A 19,577-nucleotide genomic window follows, 5' to 3' on the forward strand; every position below is an offset into this window, starting at 1 on the left:
TATAAAACAATTGGCACTGGCTTTACAAGCACCCTGTTGAGTTCTCAAAGAACAACCACACACCAACCACAAGGCCCCACATCAGCGGAACCCCCAGCCGGGGCATCTCGTTCAAACACCCGCCGCTCTCGCGCCGGGCACTTTTACTACGTTACCCGGTGGTTTCTGCCGTGTCAAACCGGTGTCAACCGGTTTGTCGTGCGTCACACCCTTTTACCGGGCACCCCGATTCAACCGGCTTCCGCCGGTCGTTCCGAGGAATTCGGTAGGCCGGCCGCCCGCGGTTTCCCGCTGGCTCGTCCGTTTCCCTACCGGCCGACAACCTTACCCGGTCGGTTCCGCCTCGCCAAATCCGCCTCCCGGCGAATCCGGGGCACCACCCGGTTCTCAGGTCCTGCGCTCCGGCCTATCAGGTCTTTCGCCCTGTTTCGTCCGTTCCGCGCTGGCAGAGAGAAAGTTACGCGCCCAGCGGAGTGATCGTCAAATCCGCTGGGCGCGTCCCGCGTCACACAATGGAGGGGCGACTATTTGCGCAGCTCAACACCCGCGAAGGAGCGCTTGCCCCGGCGCAGCACGAGGTACCGGCCGTGCAGCAGGTCGTCCGCGGAGACGGTGGCGTCCACCTCGGCGATCCGGGTGTTGTTGACGTACGCGCCGCCCTCGGCGATCACCCGCCGTGCCTCCTTCATGCTCGGCACCAGGCCCGACTCCTTGAGCAGGCCTGCCACGTCCGGCAGCTCGTCGAGGTGCACCAGGCCGGCCTCGGTCAGCGCGGCGCGCAGCGTCTCCGGCGCCAGTTCGTCGAGCGAGCCGCGCCCGAACAGCGCCTGGCTCGCGGCCACCGCCTGGGCCATCTCCCGCTCGCCGTGCACGAGCGTGGTCAGTTCCTCGGCGAGCGCCCGCTGGGCCAGGCGCGCCTGCGGCCGTTCCGCAGTGGCCTTCTCCAGCTCCTCCAGCTCCTCGCGGGAGCGGAAGCTGAAGTACCGCAGGTAGCGGCTGACGTCCCGGTCGTCGGCGTTGACCCAGAACTGGTAGAACGCGTACGGGCTGGTCATCTGCGGGTCGAGCCAGACCGTGCCGGTCTCGCTCTTGCCGAACTTGGTGCCGTCGGCCTTCGTCACCAGCGGCGTGGTGAACGCCTCCACCGGACCGGCGCCGCGCCGCCGGACGTAGTCCACCCCGGCGGTGATGTTGCCCCACTGGTCGGAGCCGCCGTACTGCAGCCGGCAGCCGTGCCGGCGGTGCAGCTCGAAGTAGTCGTTGGCCTGCAGGAGCTGGTAGCTGAACTCGGTGTAGCTGATGCCGGTCTCCAGCCGCGCCTTCACCACCTCGCGGGCGAGCATCTTGTTGACCGGGAAGTGCTTGCCGACGTCCCGGAGGAACTCCACCACCGACATCTCGCCGGTCCAGTCCAGGTTGTTCACCAGTTGCGCCGCGTTCTCCCCGGTGTACGTGACGAACGGCGAGAGCTGCTCGCGGATGCGCTCGACCCAGCCGGCGATCACCTCGGGCGGGTTCAGCGTCCGCTCGGCGCTCTCCTTCGGGTCGCCGATCTGCCCGGTGGCGCCACCGACGAGCAGCAGCGGACGGTGCCCGGCCTGCTGGAGCCGGCGGGCCATCACGACCTGCATCAGGTTGCCGATGTGCAGGCTCGGCGCGGTGGGGTCGAAGCCCACGTAGAAGGTGGTGCTCCCGCCGTCGAGCAGCTCGCGCAGTTCGTCGAGGCCGGTCGAGTCCTGGATCAGGCCCCGCCACAGCAGGTCGTCGGTCAGGGAGTCCCGCCCCGGCGGGAGGTTGCTGTCGGTCACGGTCACCGATTCTCCCCCATTACCGGGACCGGCCCGTACCGGGTTTGCCGAGGTGCGGCCGACTAGGCTGGCGGCGCCGTCGAACGCGAGGAGGAACAGCGGTGGACATGCCGAACCTGACCGGTGGCTTCGTGGCCCTGCTGGGCCTGACGTTCGACGAGGTCAGCGGGGACCGGGTGGTGATCCGCTGGAAGGTACGCCCGGAGCTGCACCAGCCGTACGGGATCCAGCACGGCGGCGTCTACTGCTCGGTGGTGGAGACGGCGGCCAGCATCGGCGGCGCGCTCTGGCTGGGCGACAAGGGCAACGTGGTCGGGGTGTCGAACCAGACGGACTTCCTGCGCGCGGTGCGCGACGGCGAACTGACGGCTGTCGGCACGCCCGTGCACCGGGGCCGCAGCCAGCAACTCTGGCTGGTGGAGATCACCGACGCCGACGGCCGGCTGGTGGCGCGCGGCCAGGTACGGCTGCAGAACCTCACCGCCGCCTGACCCGGCTGGCTGTTTCGGCCCAAAAGGCGCAGTAACGCCGATATCGTCGCCTCGGTGAGGACGTCCGCTCCCGGCCCGACGTGAGGAAGCTGTTCGCCGCCACGCTCGGCGTCCTGTCCGCCGTCGGCGGCTTCGTCGACATCGGCGACCTGGTGGCGGCCAGTCAGGCCGGCGCGCTGTTCGGCATGGCCCACACCTGGGTGCTGCTGGCCGGGGTGGTCGGCATCTCCGCGTACGCGGAGATGGCCGGACGCATCGCGGCGGTGAGCGGGCGGGCGGTGTTCGATCTGGTCCGGGAGCGGCTCGGTCCGCGTGTGGCCCTGCTCAACCTGGTCGCGTCGTGGCTGGTCACGGTGGTCACGCTCGCCGCGGAACTGGGCGGTGTGGCGCTGGCGCTGCAACTGGCGACCCGGCTCAGCCACCTGTTCTGGGTGCCGCTCGCCGCGCTGGCGGTCTGGCTGGTGCTGTGGCGGCTGCGGTTCGAGCTGATGGAACGGATCTTCGGCCTGGCCGGGCTGGCACTGCTGGTGTTCGCTGTCGCGCTGGTGGCGCTGCCGACCGACTGGCCGGAACTCGGCCGGGGCGCGTGGCAGGTCAGCGCGTCCGGGCACGGCTGGCCGCTCTACTGGTTCGTGGCGGTGGCGCTGTTCGCCTCCACGGTCAGCCCGTACGAGGTGTTCTTCTTCTCCTCCGGCGGCGTCGAGGAGCGGTGGGGCGCGGCGGACCTGGCGCGGGCCCGTTCGAACGTGCTGATCGGCTTCCCGGTGGGCGGGTTCCTGGCGTTGTCGCTGGTCGCCGTGGCGACGGTGGCCTATCACCCGTCCGGGGCGTCGCTGAGCACGCTCGACGAGGTGGCGCGGCCGGTGGCGACGGCGCTCGGTGGGGCCGGCCTGGCCGCCGCGGTGCTGGCGTTCTTCGCGGTGACGTTCGGCGCGGCGCTGGAGACCGGGCTGTCGGCGGCGTACGCGGCGGCGCAGTACTTCGGGTGGCAGTGGGGCAAGCGGGTCCGCCCCCGGGAGGCGGCCCGGTTCCACAGCGTGCTGCTGGTCGGGCTGCTGCTCGGCGTGGTGATGCTGATGACGACGGTGGACCCGGTGCGGCTGACCGAGTACATGCTGGTGCTCAGCGCGGTGGTGCTGCCGCTGACGTACCTGCCGATCCTCGTGGTCGCCAACGACCGCGGGTATCTCGGCGACCGGGTCAACGGGCGGTGGACGAACCTGCTCGGCGCGGTGTTCCTGCTGCTCATCGTCGCGGCCTCGGTGGCCGCGATCCCACTGGCGATCATGACGGGGATGGGGCCATGAGGGTTCAGCTCGCCAAGCGGCTGCTCGACCGGCAGATCGTCGACGTGGACGGGCTGCTGGTCGGACGGGTCGACGACATCGCGTTCGCGATCGACGACGACGGCGTCCCGTACGTGGACTGCCTGCTCACCGGGCAGGGCGCGCTCGGGGAGCGGATCGGCGGCCGGATCGGGCGGCTGCTGGTGGCGGTGGCGGACCGGTTCACCGACGACCCGCCGGTACCGCCGTTGCGCGTACCGCTGTCGCAGGTCGCCCGCGTGGACAGCGCGGTGCGGCTGCGCTGCCCGGCGGCGGACCTGCCGCCGTCGCCGGTGGAGGCGTGGCTGCGCCGGCACCTGATCGAGCGGATCCCGGGGTCCGGCCGTGCGAGCGGGTGAGCTGCTCGGCCGCACCGCGTACGACCTGCACGGGCGGCGGCTGGGCCGGGTGGTGGACGTGGTGGTGCGCGGCGGGTGGCCGCCGGACCGGCTGCGGATCACCGACGTGATAGTCGCCGGGCACTGGTGGACCCGGGTGATCAGCCGGCTGATCGGCCCCGAGCTGCATCCGTCCGGGCCGTGGCTGCTGCGGGTGACGGCCCGGCTGGTCGGGCGGAGCACCCGTCAACTGCCCGCCGACGCGGTGCAGCTGCTGCCGCCGGTGCCCGGTTTCCCGTTCGGCCCGCCGGCCGGAGGCCGCTGAGGCCCCGGGCGGCGGCGCGCCGGGCAGCCCGCGACCGGCGCCGGTCAGCGACGGGCGTCGTCGAGTTCGGGGGCGTCGGCCGGGTCGGCCGCGTCGCCCGTGGTGTCGTCGTCCGCCGAGTCCTCGCCGCGGCTGCGGCGGCGGACGTGCACCTCGGTGATCGCCCGCTGGTCGACGCCGGCCACCGACAACTCCCAGCCGTCCACGGTGACCTGCTCCCCCGCCACCGTCGGGATGTGCCCGAGGCAGATCAGCACCAGCCCGGCGACGGTGGTGTAGTCGCCCGCGGGCCGGTTCGGCAGCTCCACCCCGAGGTCGGTCAGGTCGTGCACCGGGAACGTGCCGGGCAGCACGAGCGTGCCGTCGGCCTCGGTGCGCACGGCGCGCAGGTCCCGGTCGGTCTCGTCGTAGATCTCGCCGACGATCTCCTCCAGGATGTCCTCCAGCGTCACGATCCCGTCGACCGCGCCGCGCTCGTCGACCACCAGCGCGATGTGCTGCCGCTCGGCCTTGAACTGGCGCAGCGCGTCGACCACCGGCAGCGAGTCGGGCAGCAGCATCGGCGGGCGGGCGATCTCGTCGACCGGCCGGTCGTCGGAGACGCCGACCAGGTCCCGCAGGTGGATGACGCCCACCGCCTCGTCCAGGCCGCCGTGGCGGACCACCGGCGCCCGGGAGTGGCCGGTCGCCGCCAGGACGAGCCGGGCGGCCTCCGCGGTGGTGCCGCTGTCGAGCGTGAAGACCTGCAACCGGGGTACGAGCACCGCCCGCAGCTGCCGGTCGGCGATCTCCACCGCACCGGCGATGATCATGCGTTGTTCCTTGGTGAAGCCGTGGTTGCCGGCCACGATGTCGCGCAGCTCGTCCGGGCCGATCTCGTCCGGCTCGGCCTTCGGGTCCAGGCCGAACAGGCGTACCACCAGGTCGGTGGTCGCGCCCAGCAGCCAGACGGCGGGCCGGGTGACGCTGGAGAGCACGTCCAGCGGGCGGGCCACCAGCAGCGCCCACCGCTCGGCCGACTGCATGGCGATCCGCTTCGGGGCCAGCTCGCCGAAGACGAGCGTGACGAACGTGAGCACCAGCGTGACAGCGACGATGGCGACGGTCTCGGCGGCGTTGCCGAAGACGCCCAGCAGCGGGACGAGCGGCCGGGCCAGCGACACCGCGGCGGCGGCGGAGGCCAGGAACCCGGCGAGTGTGATGCCGATCTGGATGGTGGCCAGGAACCGGTTCGGGTCCTTCGCGAGACGGGCGAGGGTCCGTCCGCCGCGGCTGCTGCGCTCCAGCCGCTGCACCTGGCTGTCGCGCAGGGACACCAGCGCCATCTCGCTGCCGGCGAACACCGCGTTGAGGATCACCAGCACACCGACCAGGGCAAGCTGGCTCCAGTAGCTCTGCACGACCGGTTATCTCCCTCGGCCCGATCCGGGTCGGCCGACGGCCGACCCGCCGGCCGGCAGATCCGGTCGGCGTGGCCCTCTGTTGCCCCGCGGGCCCGCGCCTGAATCCTGTGCGATCACTGAGCGCCGGGCGGGAGCGCCGCGATTCACCCCCGCGTGGCGGGGACCGGCAGGTCGAGCACGTACGCGCCGCCCTCCGGGCGGAACCCGAGCCGGTGGTAGTACGGGGCGATCATGCCGGGCGGGCTGACCACCCGGCGGAAGCCCCGGTCGGTGAACAGCCGGCTGCGCCGGTAGACGAACTCCCCCGGGGTGAAGTCGCGGAACGGCGGGGTCACGTAGTCCAGGTCGATCTGGGCCACGCCGCCCGGTTCGGCGTGCGAGAGCATCACGCCGACCACCTCGTCGGCGCGTACGACAAGGAACGCCGAGCGGTCGTCGGCGGCCGGGTCCCAGCGGAAGCCCGGGTTGAACCGGGCGATGTCGGCGGCGTGCACCCGCAGCGTGTGCGCCAGGAACGCGTCAGCGGTGCCCACCTCGACCACCTGGTAGGTCTGCTCGTCGTGCCGGGTGGCCAGCAGCTTGCGCAGGTACCAGACGTTGATCACGGTGAGCACGACGTTCAGCCCCACCATCGGCCAGACCTGCACGGCGGCGTTGTAGCCGATCAGGATGAGGCAGCCGACCAGGTTGAGCGCGCGCAGCCGCAGGATCCGGGTCTGCAGCAGGGACCAGACCAGCAGCGCGGAGCCGGCCCAGCCGACGAGTTCCAGCCAGTTCACCCGGGGAGACTAGCCGCCTGCCTGGTCAGACCCCTCGGCGGGCAGTTCCAGCACGTACTCCTCGACCTCGGCGCCGCGCGCCGGGGCGTACCCCGAGTCCTCGCCGACCACGACGAAGCCGCACTTACGCAGCACCGCGAGCGAGGCGGCGTTGTCCTTCGCGGCGCGGGCGCGCAGCGGCCGGCGCGGCACCTCGCGCAGCAGCGCGCGCAGCGCGGCGGTGGCGTGGCCGCGCCCCCAGTGCGCCGCGTCGATCCAGTAGCTGACCTCGGTCTGCTCGCCGACTGGGAACGCCGCCACCCGCCCGACCAGCTCTCCGTCGACGGTGACGGCCCGGTTCACGATGCGCTCGTCGGCGCGGATGCGCGCCCAGTGCGCCTCGAACGCGGCCCGGTCGGACGGGTCCTGCGGGCCGAACGCGGCCATCCAGTTCGCCTGCGGGTCCTGCTCGTGGGCGAAGAAGGCGGGCAGGTCGTCGTCGCGCACCGGGCGGAGCAGCAGGTGGTCGGTCACGGCCGGAACGATACGTGGACCCACCGACACGGTCGGGACCTCCGGCCCGGTGTGTGTCCCGTCCGGCCCTGACGTCCGGCCGGGCGGCCCGGTTACCAAGGAGGTGTAACGACGCAGTCGAGGAGGCCGGATCATGTCGAAGTACGTCTACGACTTCATCGAAGGTGACCGCAGCCGGGCCGACCTGCTCGGCGGCAAGGGCGCCAACCTCGCCGAGATGACCCGGCTCGGGTTGCCGGTGCCGCCCGGGTTCACCGTCACCACCGACGCCTGCCGGGCGTACCTGGCCACCGGGGCGCCGCCGGCGGGCCTGTACGAGGAGATGAACGCGCATCTGCGGGAGGTGGAGGCGCGGCTGGACCGGTGGCTGGGCGACCCGCGTGACCCGCTGCTGCTGGCGGTGCGCTCCGGCGGCCGGTACTCGATGCCGGGGATGATGGAGACGATCCTCGACATCGGGCTCAACGACACCACAGTCGTCGGGCTGGCCGAGCGCACCGGCGACGAGCGGTTCGCCTGGGACTCGTACCGGCGGCTGATCCAGATGTTCGGCCGCACCGTGCACGGCATCCCGGTCGAGGAGTTCGAGCACGAGCTGGCCGCGCTGCGGGCCACCGCCGGGCCGGACGGGCCGAGCGCGGGGCAGTTGCACGACCTGGTCGAGACGTACAAGAAGATCTTCCTTCGGCACGTCGGGCACGACTTCCCGCAGGCCCCGCACGAGCAGCTGTTCCTGGCCGTGCGCGCGGTGTTCGAGTCCTGGCACTCGGAGCGGGCCCGGATCTACCGGCGGCAGGAGCGCATCCCGGATGACCTGGGCACCGCCGTCAACGTGATGGCGATGGTGTTCGGCAACCTCGGCTCCGACTCCGGCACCGGTGTCGCGTTCACCCGTGACCCGGCCACCGGCGCCCCCGGCGTGTACGGCGACTACCTGACCGACGCGCAGGGCGAGGACGTGGTGGCGGGCATCCGCAACACGGTGCCGCTGACCGAGCTGGAACGGCTGGACCCGGCGAGCTTCCACCGGCTGCGGGAGATCATGACGACTCTGGAGCGGCACTACCGCGACCTGTGCGACGTCGAGTTCACCATCGAGCGCGGCCGGCTGTGGATGCTGCAGACCCGGGTCGGCAAGCGCACCGCGGCGGCCGCGTTCGTGATCGCCGCGCAACTGGCCGAGGAGGGGCTGATCACCGCCGACGAGGCGCTGACCCGGGTCACCGGGGCGCAGCTCGCCCAGCTGATGTTCCCGGCCTTCGACACGGCCGGCGCGCCCGAGCCGATCGCGGTCGGCGTCGGCGCCTCGCCCGGCGCGGCCGTCGGGCGGGTGGTGTTCGACTCCGCCGCCGCGGCTGCGGCCGACGGACCGGTGATCCTCGTCCGGCCGGAGACGAACCCGGACGACCTGCCCGGCATGATCGCCGCGACCGGGGTGCTCACCTCGCGCGGCGGCAAGACCTCGCACGCCGCCGTGGTGGCGCGGGGCATGGGCCGCACCTGCGTCTGCGGGGCCGAGGCCCTGGGCATCGACGTCGAGCGCGGCGAGTTCACTGTCGGCGAGCGGGTGGTGCGGGCCGACGACGTGATCTCGATCGACGGCACCAGCGGGCGGATCTGGCTCGGCGAGGTGCCGGTGCAGCCGTCCCCGGTGGCCCGCTACCTGACCGGTGAGCTGCGGCCGGAGGCCGACCCGCTGGTCGCCGCCGTGCACCGGCTGCTCGGGCACGCCGACGCGGTGCGCACGCTCGGCGTCCGCGCCAACGCGGACACCCCGGACGACGCCCGCCGCGCCCGCGAGCTGGGCGCCGCCGGGATCGGGCTGTGCCGCACCGAGCACATGTTCCTCGGCGAGCGCCGGGAACTGGTCGAGCGGCTCATCCTGGCCGAGGGCCCGGCCGAGGTCGGCGCGGCGCTGGACGAACTGCTGCCGTTGCAGCGCGCCGACTTTCTCGGGCTGCTCACCGCGATGGACGGGCTGCCGGTCACGGTCCGGCTGCTCGACCCGCCGCTGCACGAGTTCCTGCCTCCGTTGGCCGAGCTGACCGCCCGGGTGGCGGGCGCGCAGGCGCGCGGCGAGGAGCCGGGCCACGACGGCGTGCTGCTGGCGGCGGTGCGCCGGATGCACGAGACGAACCCGATGCTGGGGCTGCGCGGCGTGCGGCTCGGACTGGTGGTGCCGGGGCTGTTCGCGATGCAGGTGCGGGCGCTGGCCGAGGCGGCCGCGCAGCGGGTCCGGGCCGGCGGTGACCCGCGCCCGGAGATCATGGTGCCGCTGGTCGGTGACGTGCGGGAGCTCGCCGCGGTGGCGGACGAGGCGCGGCGGGTGCTGGCCGAGGTGCCGGGCGCGCCGGAGATCCCGATCGGCACCATGGTCGAGACGCCCCGGGCGGCGCTGACCGCCGGGGAGATCGCCGCCGAGGCGCACTTCTTCTCCTTCGGCACCAACGACCTGACGCAGATGACCTGGGCGTTCTCCCGGGACGACGTGGAGGGCGCGTTCTTCCCCGCGTACCTGGCCCGGGGGATCTTCCCGGTGTCGCCGTTCGAGAGCATCGACGCCGCCGGGGTCGGCCGGCTGGTCCGCCTCGCCGTCGCCGAGGGGCGGGCGGCCCGGCCGGAGCTGACCGTCGGTGTCTGCGGTGAGCACGGCGGCGACCCGGACTCGATCGGGTTCTTCGCCGAGGCGGGGCTCGACTACGTGTCCTGCTCGCCGTACCGGGTGCCGGTGGCGCGGCTGGCCGCCGGGCGGGCCGCTGTCGCGGCCCGTACCGAGAAGTCCGACTCCCGCTAGGAGGGCAGTGCCATGACCGCCATCTTCAACCCGACCGGCCCGGCTGTGACGCCGGTCCCCCGGCCCGCGCCACCGCCGGCCGCGGCGCCCGCCCCCGCCCCGGCCGGGCCGGTGGGCCCGGTGCTGGAACTGCCCGGCGACGCCGCGCTGGTGCCGGTGAACCGCGACGGCCACCCGGTGGGCGTGTTCGTCGCGGCCGGCGGCCGGGTCCGCTACCGGCGCGTGGTCGAACCCGACCGGCTCGTCGCCGCCGCCACCGGCGCGTTCGCGGTGGCCGCGCTCACCGCCGCCGTGGCGCTGTGGTCGCGGCGCCGCCCGCCGTCGGTCGGCACCGTCACCATGGGACCGGGCGGATGGGTCAGCCTGCGCGGCGTGCCGGCGCCGCGGCTGCGCCCGGACCACCGGCCCCGGTGGGCGCGCCTGCTGCGGGCCCGCCGCCTGGTCGTCGACCGCTGAGCACCCCAGGGGTACGGCCGCCGGTACGTCACCGGCGGCCGTACCGCCGTTGCGGCCCCGGAGGGGCCGTTGGTCCCGGGTCTCCGTGGTCCTGCGCCCCTGCCCGTCCGCGCCCGGCCGGACGACGCTTGAGGGGAGAACGAGACAGAGGGAGGCCCCCGATGCGCGCCAGTGTCGTCACCGCGTTCGACCGTCCGATGGAGATCACCGAGCGTCCCGTGCCGGAGGTCGGCCCGGGCGAGATCCTGGTCCGCATCGAAGCCAGCGGACTCTGCCACACCGACATCCACGCCGCCCGCGGCGAATGGCCGGTGAAGCCCACCCCGCCGTTCGTACCCGGGCACGAGGGCGTCGGCCTGGTCGAGAAGGTCGGCCCCGGCGTCACCGAGCACGCCGTCGGCGACCGGGTCGCGCTGCCCTGGCTCGGCTGGGCCTGCGGGACCTGCGCGTACTGCGTGACCGGCTGGGAGACGCTGTGCGAGTCGCAGCGCAACACCGGTTACAGCATCGACGGCGCGCACGCCGAGTACGCGGTCGCCTCGGCCCGGTACGCGGTGCGCGTGCCCGACGGCGTGGACCCGTTCGAGGCCGCGCCGCTGACCTGCGCGGGCGTCACCACGTACAAGGCCGTCAAGGTCGCCGGGGTACGGCCGGGCGAACGGGTCGCGATCTTCGGCATCGGCGGCCTGGGTCACCTCGCCCAGCAGTACGCGCAGATCTTCGGCGCCGAGACGGTGGCGGTCGACGTGACCGCCGAGAAGCTGGCACTGGCCACCTCGCTCGGCGCGGCCCACACTGTCGACGCCGCCACCACCGACCCGGTCGAGCGGATCACCGCCCTGGGCGGCGTGGACGTGGCGATCGTGCTCGCCGCGAGCCCCCGGGTGATCGAGCAGGCGCACCGCTCGCTGCGTCGCGGCGGCCGGCTGGTGCTGGTGTCGCTGCCCGCCGACAACGCGATCACCCTGCCCGTCTTCGAGACGGTGCTCAAGGGCATCACGGTGCGCGGCTCGATCGTCGGCACCCGCGCCGACCTGGCCGAGGTCTTCGCGCTGCACGCCGCCGGCCGCACCCGGGTCGTCTACGAGATCCGCAAGCTGGACGAGATCAACGACGCGGTGGACGACGTCCTCGCCGGCCGGGTCGCCGCCCGGCTCGTGCTCCAGCCCTGAACCCCGCCCCGGTCCCCGCGCCGGCGGGGACCGGGCCCACAGTCGACGCCCCGGGAAGGACCGACATGACCGCCACCGAACCCCTGGCCCCCTGGCGTGGATTCCACGCCGGAGCGTGGCAGGAGACAGTAGACGTGGCCGACTTCGTCCGCCACAACCACGAGCCGTACACCGGGGACGCGTCGTTCCTGACCGGGCCGACGCCGCGCACCCTCGCGGTGTGGGACCGGCTGAAGGAGATGTTCGGCGAGGAGCGGCGGCGCGGCGTGTACGACGTCGACGCGGCCACCCCGTCGACGATCACCTCGCACGCGCCCGGCTACATCGACCGGGAGCGGGAGCTGATCGTCGGGTTGCAGACCGACGCGCCGCTGCGGCGGGCGATCATGCCGGCCGGCGGGCTGCGGATGGTGGAGACGGCGCTGCGCGCGTACGGGCGCGAACCGGACCCGTGCGTGCACGAGATCTTCACCAGGTACCGCCGCACCCACAACGACGCGGTCTTCGACGCGTACCCGGAGAGCGTGCTCGCGGCCCGGCGCTCGCACGTCATCACCGGCCTGCCCGACGCGTACGGGCGCGGACGGATCATCGGCGACTACCGCCGGGTGGCGCTGTACGGCGTGGACCGGCTGGTCGAGGAGCGCCGCGCGCTCAAGGCGGCGCTGGACGGGCGGCGCAGCACCGACGACGTGATCCGCGACCGGGAGGAACTGGCCGAGCAGATCCGCGCGCTCGGTGAGCTGAAGGCGATGGCCGCCGCGTACGGCTTCGACATCTCCCGCCCGGCCGCCACCGGCGCGCAGGCGATCCAGTGGCTCTACTTCGCCTACCTGGCCGCCACGAAGGAGCAGAACGGCGCCGCGATGTCGCTCGGCCGCACCGCCGGGTTCGTCGACGCATACCTGCGGCGGGACATCGCCGAGGGGCGGCTGGACGAGAGCGGCGCCCAGGAGCTGATCGACGACTTCGTGATCAAGCTGCGGATCATCCGCTTCCTGCGCACGCCGGAGTACGACCAGCTCTTCTCCGGCGACCCGACCTGGGTCACCGAGTCGCTCGGCGGCATGGGCACGGACGGACGGCCGCTGGTCACCCGCACCACGTTCCGCTACCTCCAGACGCTGTACAACCTGGGCCCGGCGCCGGAGCCGAACCTGACGGTGCTCTGGTCGCCGCGCCTGCCGGAGGGGTTCAAGCGGTTCTGCGCCCAGGTGTCGCTGGACACCAGCGCCATCCAGTACGAGAACGACGAGCTGATCCGCCCCGCGTACGACGACGACACCGCGATCGCCTGCTGCGTGTCGGCCATGCGGGTCGGGCGGGACATGCAGTTCTTCGGCGCGCGGGCGAACCTGGCCAAGGCGCTGCTGTACGCGATCAACGGCGGCCGGGACGAGTTGTCCGGCGCGCAGGTCGCCCCGCCGGCCGCGCCGGTCGGCGGCGAGACGCTCGACTACGACGAGGTGCTTGCCGCGTACGACCGGACGCTGGACTGGCTGGCCGAGACGTACGTGGACGCGCTGAACGTGATCCACCACCAGCACGACAGGTACGCGTACGAGCGGCTGGAGATGGCGCTGCACGACCACCCGGTGCGCCGGTTCATGGCCACCGGCATCGCAGGGCTGTCGGTCGCGGTGGACAGCCTGTCGGCCATCCGGTACGGCCGGGTCAAGGTGCTGCGCGACGAGTCCGGCGTGGCCGTCGACTTCGCGGTCGAGGGCGAGTTCCCGACGTACGGCAACGACGACGACCGGGCGGACGAGATCGCGGTGTGGCTGGTCGAGACGTTCGCGGAGAAGCTGCGCCGGCAGCGCACGTACCGCGACGCGGAGCTGACCATGTCGGTGCTCACCATCACCTCGAACGTGGTGTACGGCAAGCACACCGGCAACACGCCGGACGGCCGGCGCGCCGGTGAGCCGTTCGCGCCGGGGGCGAACCCGATGAACGGCCGGGACAGCCACGGCCTGGTCGCCGCCGCGCTGTCGGTGGCGAAGCTGCCGTACGACGCCGCCCGCGACGGCATCTCGCTGACCGGCACGGTGACGCCGGACGGGCTGGGCCACACCCGCGACGAGCGGATCGCCAACCTGGCCGGGGTGCTCGACGGTTACACCGACGCCGGCGGGTTCCACCTCAACGTCAACGTGCTGGACCGGGCCACGCTGCTGGACGCGATGGCGCACCCGGAGCGGTACCCGCAGCTCACCGTCCGGGTCTCCGGGTACGCGGTGAACTTCGTCCGGCTCACCCGTGAGCAGCAGCAGGACGTCGTCTCGCGGACCTTCCACGGGTCGCTGTGAACACGCTGTCGACGCCGCAGCCCGGGCCGGTCCGGCCCGGGCCCGGCGGGGCGCTCACCGGCAGCGTGCACTCGTGGGACCTGTCGATCGGGGTGGACGGGCCCGGCACCCGGTTCGTGGCGTTCCTCGCCGGCTGCCCGCTGCGCTGCCGGTACTGCCACAGCCCGGACACCTGGTACCGGCGCAGCGGCCGCAGCCGTACCGTCGACGAGCTGATGGCCGAGGTGGGGCGCTACCGCCGCTTCGTCACGGTGGCCGGCGGCGGGGTCACCATCAGCGGCGGGGAGCCGCTGCTACAGCCCCGGTTCACCGGCGAGGTGCTGCGCCGCTGCAAGGAGCTCGGGCTGCACACCGCGCTGGACACCTCGGGTTTCCTCGGCGCCCGCGCCGATGACGCCCTGCTCGACGCCACCGACCTGGTGCTGCTGGACGTGAAGTCCCGCGACCCGGCCACCTACCGGGAGGTGACCCGCACCGGGCGGATCGGGCCGACGTTGCGCTTCGGTCGCCGGCTGGCAGAGCGGGGCGTACCGGTCTGGATCCGGTTCGTGCTGGTGCCCGGCCTCACCGACGGCGAGGCCAACGTGGCCGGGGTGGCGGACTTCGCCGCCGAGCTGGCCACCGTCGAGCGGGTCGAGGTGCTGCCGTTCCACCGCCTCGGCGCGCACAAGTACGCCGAGCTCGGCCTCACCTTCCCGCTGGCGGACACCGCGCCGCCCACCCCGGAGCTGCTGGAGCGGGTACGCGGGCAGTTCGCCGAGCGTGGCCTGACTGTCACCTGACCGGCCCGCACGGGCCGCACGGCCGACCGGGGAGCCCGGTCGGCCGTGCGGTGAATTGCCGGCACCGCGCTCCCGGCAATTCACCGTGTCCAATGTCAGTAGGCGATGAGGTTGCCGTAGTGCGAGCCCCACGTGTTCGACGCGAAAGTGAATTCGAGCCGGAATCGGGTGCCGTCGGCGACATTGGAGGCGATGACCATCCAGGCGCCGGTGGTCGACGTGTAGTGCTTCCACGTGCTCTGGCAGTATCCGGCGCTGACGAAGCAGACGCGGATCTGCGCGTTGATGTTCTGGTTGTCGTACGACCGGTTGCTGAAGTTGATGTCGCCACAGCGACTCGAAGTCGTGTAGTAGCCCGTGGAGGACGGCAGGTAGGCCTTGCCCGAACCGGCCGTCACGTAGCCGGTCACCGCACCGTCGTAACAGGCGGAGAGGAGTTGCGCCGAGGTGCCGGCCGGCTCGGCGGCGGCCGGTGAGGCGAGGTGCGGCAGCGCGAACAGCAACGCCGACATGACAGCGACCCGGATGACTCGTCTGATCAAGGTGCTTCCTTTCGTCTTCGAGCGCGACTTGCGCGCACCGGAGCACGAAGAAGCGTGCCGACAGAGGGACAGCTCACCACGATTCGTCGGCCATTCGCCGGACGCGTATGTGCGCGCCGCGGCGGACAGCGACATCGAATGAACACCCTCGCGGCCGTGGTTCCCCCGTGACCCCAAGATGTGGAGCATTGACGGACAGCATTCCGGGAATTGAGTGAACCGTCAAGGCCACACCCGCGCGGGCGAGGTCTCAGCCCGCCATGGACGTCGGATAGCCGTACAGGTCGAGCAGCCGGACCCGGGACGCCTGGAGGCGGTCCACCACCACGCTCATGAACCGGCTGGTGAGCTGACGGCCGAGCGTGTCGTCGGACTCCATCAGCCGGCGCACCCCGTCGGCGTCGAGCTCGACGGCGTTGCTGCGCTGGGTGGCGACCGCGCCGAACTGCCAGCGGTACGGCGGGAACAGCCACGACCAGCCGAGCACCCCGCCCGGCCCGATCGTCTCGATGCCCACGTCACCGCGACCCGGCACCGGGAAGTCGAGCGCCACCTGACCGCCGCGGACCAGCCAGAACCGGTCGGCCGGCTGGCCGGCGCGGAACAGCCGGTGCCCGGGGTGCCAGACCACCGGGCGGGCGTAGCCGGTGAGCCGGGGCAGCCACTCGTCGGGCAGCCCGGCCAGGAACGGATGGACGCGGAGCATCTCCAGCGGGGTCATCGCGCCTCCAGGATCGACAGGAGGGGAGCAGTGGTTCCATTTCACCCCGCCACCGCCCCGGGCGGTAGGGGCCGATGGTCCCGGCCGGGTCGGGCGGATCGACTCTGCCCAGGTGGGAGCCGTCGGCGCAGGCTGAGGGTGAACCGAAGGAGGACGTGATGACCGACAGGACCGGTGCCCCCGTCGTGGTGGGCGTGGACGGCTCCCCGTCCGCGCTGGACGCGGTACGGCTGGCCGCACGCGAGGCGGTGCTGCGGCACCGGCCGCTGCGGGTGGTGAACGCCTTCCTCTGGCCGCTCGTCGGCACGCCGCTGGGCATGGTCGCCCCGGTGCTGCCCGACATCGAGCTGCGTCAGGAGGCCGAGAAGCTGGTCGAGGAGGCGGTGGACGAGGCCCGCAAGGTCGACGCCGAGCTGGCTGTGACCGGCGCGGTGGTCGACGGCGGACCGGTCGCGGTGCTGCTGCGGGAGAGCCGCGACGCCGCGCTGCTCGTGCTCGGTCACCGGGGACTCGGCGGCTTCGCGGAACTGCTGGTCGGCTCCGCCGCGGTGCAGCTCTCCGCCCGCGCGGACTGCCCGGTGCTCGTGGCCCGGGGCGAGGCCCGCGCCGACGGCCCGGTGGTGGTCGGCGTGGACGGCTCGGCGCTCTCCGACGAGGCGGTCGGCTTCGCGTTCGCCGAGGCCGCGGCGCGCGGCGCCGAACTGGTGGTGGTGCACACCTGGCTGTACCCGCAGCCGGTCACCTACCGGGAGGCGTTCGGCGACGTCGTGCCGCTGGCGTACGACCCGCAGGAGCTGCGCGCCGACGAGCAGCGGGTGCTGGCCGAGGCGGTCGCCGGCTGGGCCGAGCGCTACCCGGAGGTGACGGTACGGCCGAAGCTGGTCGCCGCCGCCACCCCGTCCCGGGTGCTGGTCGAGGAGTCCGTCGGCGCCCAGCTGACGGTGGTCGGCGCACACGGGCGCGGTAGCCTCGGTGCGCTGCTGCTCGGCTCGGTCAGCCACGCCGTGCTGCACCACTGCCACAGCCCGCTCGCCGTCGTCCGGCACCGGGGGAACCGGGCCCACTGAGCCGGTTCCCCGGCCCGGGCCGGGCCGGCACCGCCACAATGGCCTGAGCCGACCGGAGGGAAAGCACCAGATGAACCGACCTGTCGTGGTGGGAGTGGACGGATCGCCGTCCAGCCTTGCCGCCGCCGACCTGGCCGCCGCGACCGCCGTCGCCCGTTCCCGGCCGTTGCTGCTGGTGCACGGCTACCTGCACCCGCTCGGCTACGGGGTGCCGCTCAACCCGTACGACCTGGGGGTGCCGGCGCCCACCGCGGAGTCGGAGAAGATGCTGGAGTCGGTCGCCGCCGACCTGGCCGAGCGGCACCCGGGCCTGCGGGTGCAGGTACGCCAGGTGGCGGGCGGTCCGGGCGCGACGATGGTCGAGGAGTCCCGCCGCGCCGAGCTGGTGGTGGTGGGCAGCCGGGGCGTCGGCGGCTTCGCCGGCCTGCTGCTCGGCTCGGTCAGCGGTCAGCTCGCGCAGCACGGGCACTGCCCGGTGCTGATCGTCCGTCCCGAGGAGCAGCCGATCCCGGTGGACGGCCCGGTGCTGGTCGGCGTGGACGGCTCCGACCCGTCCGCGTACGCGATCGAGCTGGCCGCCGACGAGGCCGAGCGACGCGACGCGGAGCTGGTCCTGATGCACGTCCGGTCGCCGGAACGCGGCGCGGTCACGCCGGAGGTGGCGGCAGAGGCGTCCACCGCCGAGCGGGCCGAGGCGGAGGGGCTGCTCGCCGACGCGGCGGCCCGGGTCCGGGCGGCGCACCCGGGCCTGCGGGTGACCGAGCGCTCCGTGACCGCGGCCTCGCCGGAGACCGCCCTGCGGGAGGCGAGCGGCGAGGCGGCGCTCGTGGTGGTCGGCTCCCGGGGCCGGGGCGGCTTCGTCGGGCTGCTGCTCGGCTCGGTCAGCCAGGCCCTGGTGCAGCACTCCCACTGCCCGGTGCTGGTCGCCCACCGGCCCGAGCCGGCCGACGACTGACCCGCGCGGCCTCGCGCGCGCTGCGTGCGGCCTGCCCGGGGCGGCCCGGGTTGCGCCCGCCTCCCCCCGGTGTCAGGCCGGGTCGCGGCCGGCGAGCAGGTCGGCGAAGTCGGTGGTGAGCGCGAACGGGTCGGCCGGGCCGGTCGCGGGCGGACGGCGGTCCACCTGCTCGGCCAGCTCGGCGGCGGCCCGGCGGATCCGGGACCGCAGCGCGCTGTCGCCGTCGTCGCCGGCCCAGTCCTCGGGCGCGGCGAACACCGCGGTGGGCAGCGTCGCCGCCCGCAGGTACGCGAACATCGGCCGGACCGCGTGCTCCAGCGCCAGCGAGTGCCGGGCGGTGCCGCCGGTCGCCCCGATCAGCACCGGCTTGCCGGCGAGCGCGTCCCGGTCGACCACGTCGAAGAACGACTTGAACAGCCCGTTGTAGGAGGCGTTGAAGATCGGCGTCACCGCGATCAGCCCGTCGGCGGCGGCCACGTCGTCGAGCGTCTGCCGCAGCGCGGCCGGCGGGAAGCCGGTGAGCAGGTGGTTCACCACGTCGTGGGCGTGCTCGCGCAGCTCCACCGTCCGCAGCTCCACGGTGGTGGCGCCGCGGCCGGCCAGCTCGTCGCGGGCGGCCGCGGCGAGCTGGTCGGCGAGCAGGCGGGTCGACGACGGCCGGCCGAGCCCGGCCGAGACGACCGCGAGGGTACGGCTGGTCATCGCTGCTCCCCGCCCACCGGCGCGGCGGCGAGCAGGCTCGCGTGGGTGGGCGCCTCGGGCACGTGCGCGGGACGCAGCGAGTCGAACTCCTTGCGCAGCACCGGCACCACCTCCTCGCCCAGCAGGTCGAGCTGCTCCAGCACCGTCTTCAGCGGCAGCCCGGCGTGATCCATCAGGAACAGCTGCCGCTGGTAGTCGCCGACGTACTCGCGGAAACCCAGCGTGCGGTCGATGACCTGCTGCGGGCTGCCCACTGTCAGCGGCGTCTCCCTGGTGAACTCCTCCAGCGACGGGCCGTGGCCGTAGACCGGGGCGTTGTCGAAGTAGGGGCGGAACTCGCGTACCGCGTCCTGGGAGTTGCGGCGCATGAAGACCTGCCCGCCGAGGCCGACGATGGCCTGGTCCGGCGAGCCGTGGCCGTAGTGCGCGTACCGCTCCCGGTAGAGGCCGACCATCCGCTGGGTGTGCTCCTTGGGCCAGAAGATGTGGTTGGCGAAGAAGCCGTCACCGTAGTAGGCGGCCTGCTCGGCGATCTCCGGGCTGCGGATCGAGCCGTGCCAGACGAACGGCGGCACGCCGTCGAGCGGGCGCGGCGTCGAGGTGAACGACTGCAGCGGCGTACGGAACCGGCCCTTCCAGTCGACCACGTTCTCGCGCCACAGCCGGTGCAGCAGGTCGTAGTTCTCGATGGCCAGCGGGATGCCGTTGCGGATGTCCTGCCCGAACCACGGGTAGACCGGGCCGGTGTTGCCGCGGCCCAGCATCAGGTCCACCCGGCCGTCGGCCAGGTGCTGGAGCATCGCGTAGTCCTCGGCGATCTTCACCGGGTCGTTCGTGGTGATGAGCGTGGTCGCGGTGGACAGCACCAGCCGCTCGGTGCGCGCGGCGATCCAGCCGAGCATGGTGGTCGGCGACGACGGCACGAACGGCGGGTTGTGGTGCTCGCCGGTGGCGAACACGTCCAGGCCGACCTCCTCGGCCTTGAGCGCGATGGCGGTCATGGCCTTGATCCGCTCACGCTCGGACGGCAGCCGCCCGTTCGTCGGGTCGACTGTGACGTCACCGACGGTGAAGACTCCGAACTGCATGACCAGC

General features: G+C 73.2%; 19 protein-coding genes. 11 read left to right on the forward strand and 8 right to left on the reverse strand.

From position 1 onward, the window contains the following. Positions 1 to 524: 524 nt before the first annotated feature. The gene (tyrS, locus tag AB0D28_RS16090; RefSeq protein WP_357386579.1) at positions 525 to 1,808 is read right to left on the reverse strand and encodes a tyrosine--tRNA ligase; all 1,284 of its coding nucleotides are present in this window, start codon (positions 1,806 to 1,808) and stop codon (positions 525 to 527) included. 107 nt (positions 1,809 to 1,915) lie between these two features. Here tyrS and AB0D28_RS16095 point away from each other — a divergent pair, with 107 nt between their 5' ends. From AB0D28_RS16095 to AB0D28_RS16110, 4 genes are all read left to right on the forward strand, one after another. Beyond that, positions 1,916 to 2,299, forward strand: coding sequence for a PaaI family thioesterase (locus tag AB0D28_RS16095; RefSeq protein ID WP_175438812.1), 384 nt, complete (start codon positions 1,916 to 1,918; stop codon positions 2,297 to 2,299). Between the two features lie 80 nt (positions 2,300 to 2,379). Continuing rightward, positions 2,380 to 3,606, forward strand: coding sequence for a divalent metal cation transporter (locus AB0D28_RS16100; RefSeq protein ID WP_357386390.1), 1,227 nt, complete (start codon positions 2,380 to 2,382; stop codon positions 3,604 to 3,606). Beyond that, on the forward strand, positions 3,603 to 3,983 hold the full coding sequence (locus AB0D28_RS16105) for a hypothetical protein (protein ID WP_357386392.1): 381 nt from the start codon (positions 3,603 to 3,605) through the stop codon (positions 3,981 to 3,983). The genes AB0D28_RS16100 and AB0D28_RS16105 overlap by 4 nt, the downstream gene beginning before the upstream one ends. Further along, on the forward strand, positions 3,970 to 4,287 hold the full coding sequence (locus AB0D28_RS16110) for a PRC-barrel domain containing protein (protein WP_357386394.1): 318 nt from the start codon (positions 3,970 to 3,972) through the stop codon (positions 4,285 to 4,287). The genes AB0D28_RS16105 and AB0D28_RS16110 overlap by 14 nt, the downstream gene beginning before the upstream one ends. Positions 4,288 to 4,331: 44 nt before the next feature. On the opposite strand, the gene AB0D28_RS16115 is transcribed toward AB0D28_RS16110, so the two are convergent. The 3 genes from AB0D28_RS16115 to AB0D28_RS16125 form a co-directional block, all read right to left on the reverse strand. Then, entirely contained in the window at positions 4,332 to 5,687 is a 1,356-nt protein-coding gene (locus tag AB0D28_RS16115; protein WP_357386395.1) for a hemolysin family protein, read from the reverse strand. Between the two features lie 146 nt (positions 5,688 to 5,833). Then, positions 5,834 to 6,469: a hypothetical protein gene (locus AB0D28_RS16120; protein ID WP_357386397.1), complete on the reverse strand. Its 636-nt coding sequence runs from the start codon at positions 6,467 to 6,469 to the stop codon at positions 5,834 to 5,836. 9 nt (positions 6,470 to 6,478) lie between these two features. Then, on the reverse strand, positions 6,479 to 6,982 hold the full coding sequence (locus tag AB0D28_RS16125; protein WP_357386399.1) for a GNAT family N-acetyltransferase: 504 nt from the start codon (positions 6,980 to 6,982) through the stop codon (positions 6,479 to 6,481). 133 nt (positions 6,983 to 7,115) lie between these two features. Between AB0D28_RS16125 and ppdK the strand changes: the two genes are divergently transcribed. The 5 genes from ppdK (at position 7,116) to pflA (ending at position 14,495) form a co-directional block, all read left to right on the forward strand. Further along, positions 7,116 to 9,776: a pyruvate, phosphate dikinase gene (gene ppdK / locus AB0D28_RS16130; protein ID WP_357386401.1), complete on the forward strand. Its 2,661-nt coding sequence runs from the start codon at positions 7,116 to 7,118 to the stop codon at positions 9,774 to 9,776. Positions 9,777 to 9,788: 12 nt separating this feature from the next. Continuing rightward, positions 9,789 to 10,232: a hypothetical protein gene (locus AB0D28_RS16135; RefSeq protein ID WP_357386403.1), complete on the forward strand. Its 444-nt coding sequence runs from the start codon at positions 9,789 to 9,791 to the stop codon at positions 10,230 to 10,232. 161 nt (positions 10,233 to 10,393) lie between these two features. After that, the gene (gene adhP / locus AB0D28_RS16140) at positions 10,394 to 11,404 is read left to right on the forward strand and encodes an alcohol dehydrogenase AdhP (RefSeq protein ID WP_357386405.1); all 1,011 of its coding nucleotides are present in this window, start codon (positions 10,394 to 10,396) and stop codon (positions 11,402 to 11,404) included. A gap of 65 nt (positions 11,405 to 11,469) precedes the next feature. Then, positions 11,470 to 13,713, forward strand: a complete 2,244-nt coding sequence (gene pflB, locus AB0D28_RS16145; protein WP_357386407.1) for a formate C-acetyltransferase — start codon at positions 11,470 to 11,472, stop codon at positions 13,711 to 13,713. A gap of 5 nt (positions 13,714 to 13,718) precedes the next feature. Then, a complete protein-coding gene (gene pflA, locus AB0D28_RS16150; RefSeq protein ID WP_357386582.1) occupies positions 13,719 to 14,495 on the forward strand; it encodes a pyruvate formate-lyase-activating protein in 777 nt (258 codons plus the stop codon). Between the two features lie 95 nt (positions 14,496 to 14,590). Here pflA and AB0D28_RS16155 read toward each other — a convergent pair whose 3' ends face one another. Continuing rightward, positions 14,591 to 15,172, reverse strand: a complete 582-nt coding sequence (locus AB0D28_RS16155) for a hypothetical protein (protein ID WP_357386409.1) — start codon at positions 15,170 to 15,172, stop codon at positions 14,591 to 14,593. A 115-nt stretch (positions 15,173 to 15,287) separates the two neighbouring features. Further along, on the reverse strand, positions 15,288 to 15,758 hold the full coding sequence (locus tag AB0D28_RS16160) for a cyclic nucleotide-binding domain-containing protein (RefSeq protein WP_357386410.1): 471 nt from the start codon (positions 15,756 to 15,758) through the stop codon (positions 15,288 to 15,290). Between the two features lie 158 nt (positions 15,759 to 15,916). Between AB0D28_RS16160 and AB0D28_RS16165 the strand changes: the two genes are divergently transcribed. Both AB0D28_RS16165 and AB0D28_RS16170 read left to right on the forward strand, forming a co-directional pair. Further along, positions 15,917 to 16,825, forward strand: coding sequence for a universal stress protein (locus AB0D28_RS16165; RefSeq protein WP_357386412.1), 909 nt, complete (start codon positions 15,917 to 15,919; stop codon positions 16,823 to 16,825). 70 nt (positions 16,826 to 16,895) lie between these two features. Next, entirely contained in the window at positions 16,896 to 17,780 is an 885-nt protein-coding gene (locus AB0D28_RS16170; protein WP_357386414.1) for a universal stress protein, read from the forward strand. Positions 17,781 to 17,852: 72 nt separating this feature from the next. Here the strand turns inward: AB0D28_RS16170 and AB0D28_RS16175 are convergent, their stop codons facing one another. Both AB0D28_RS16175 and AB0D28_RS16180 read right to left on the reverse strand, forming a co-directional pair. Next, a complete protein-coding gene (locus AB0D28_RS16175) occupies positions 17,853 to 18,482 on the reverse strand; it encodes a CE1759 family FMN reductase (protein WP_357386416.1) in 630 nt (209 codons plus the stop codon). Further along, on the reverse strand, positions 18,479 to 19,570 hold the full coding sequence (locus tag AB0D28_RS16180; protein ID WP_357386418.1) for an LLM class flavin-dependent oxidoreductase: 1,092 nt from the start codon (positions 19,568 to 19,570) through the stop codon (positions 18,479 to 18,481). The genes AB0D28_RS16175 and AB0D28_RS16180 overlap by 4 nt, the downstream gene beginning before the upstream one ends. Between the last annotated feature and the right edge of the window lie 7 nt (positions 19,571 to 19,577).

Origin of the sequence: Micromonospora sp. NPDC048169 (assembly GCF_040652815.1) — a bacterium.
Taxonomy (GTDB): domain Bacteria; phylum Actinomycetota; class Actinomycetes; order Mycobacteriales; family Micromonosporaceae; genus Micromonospora.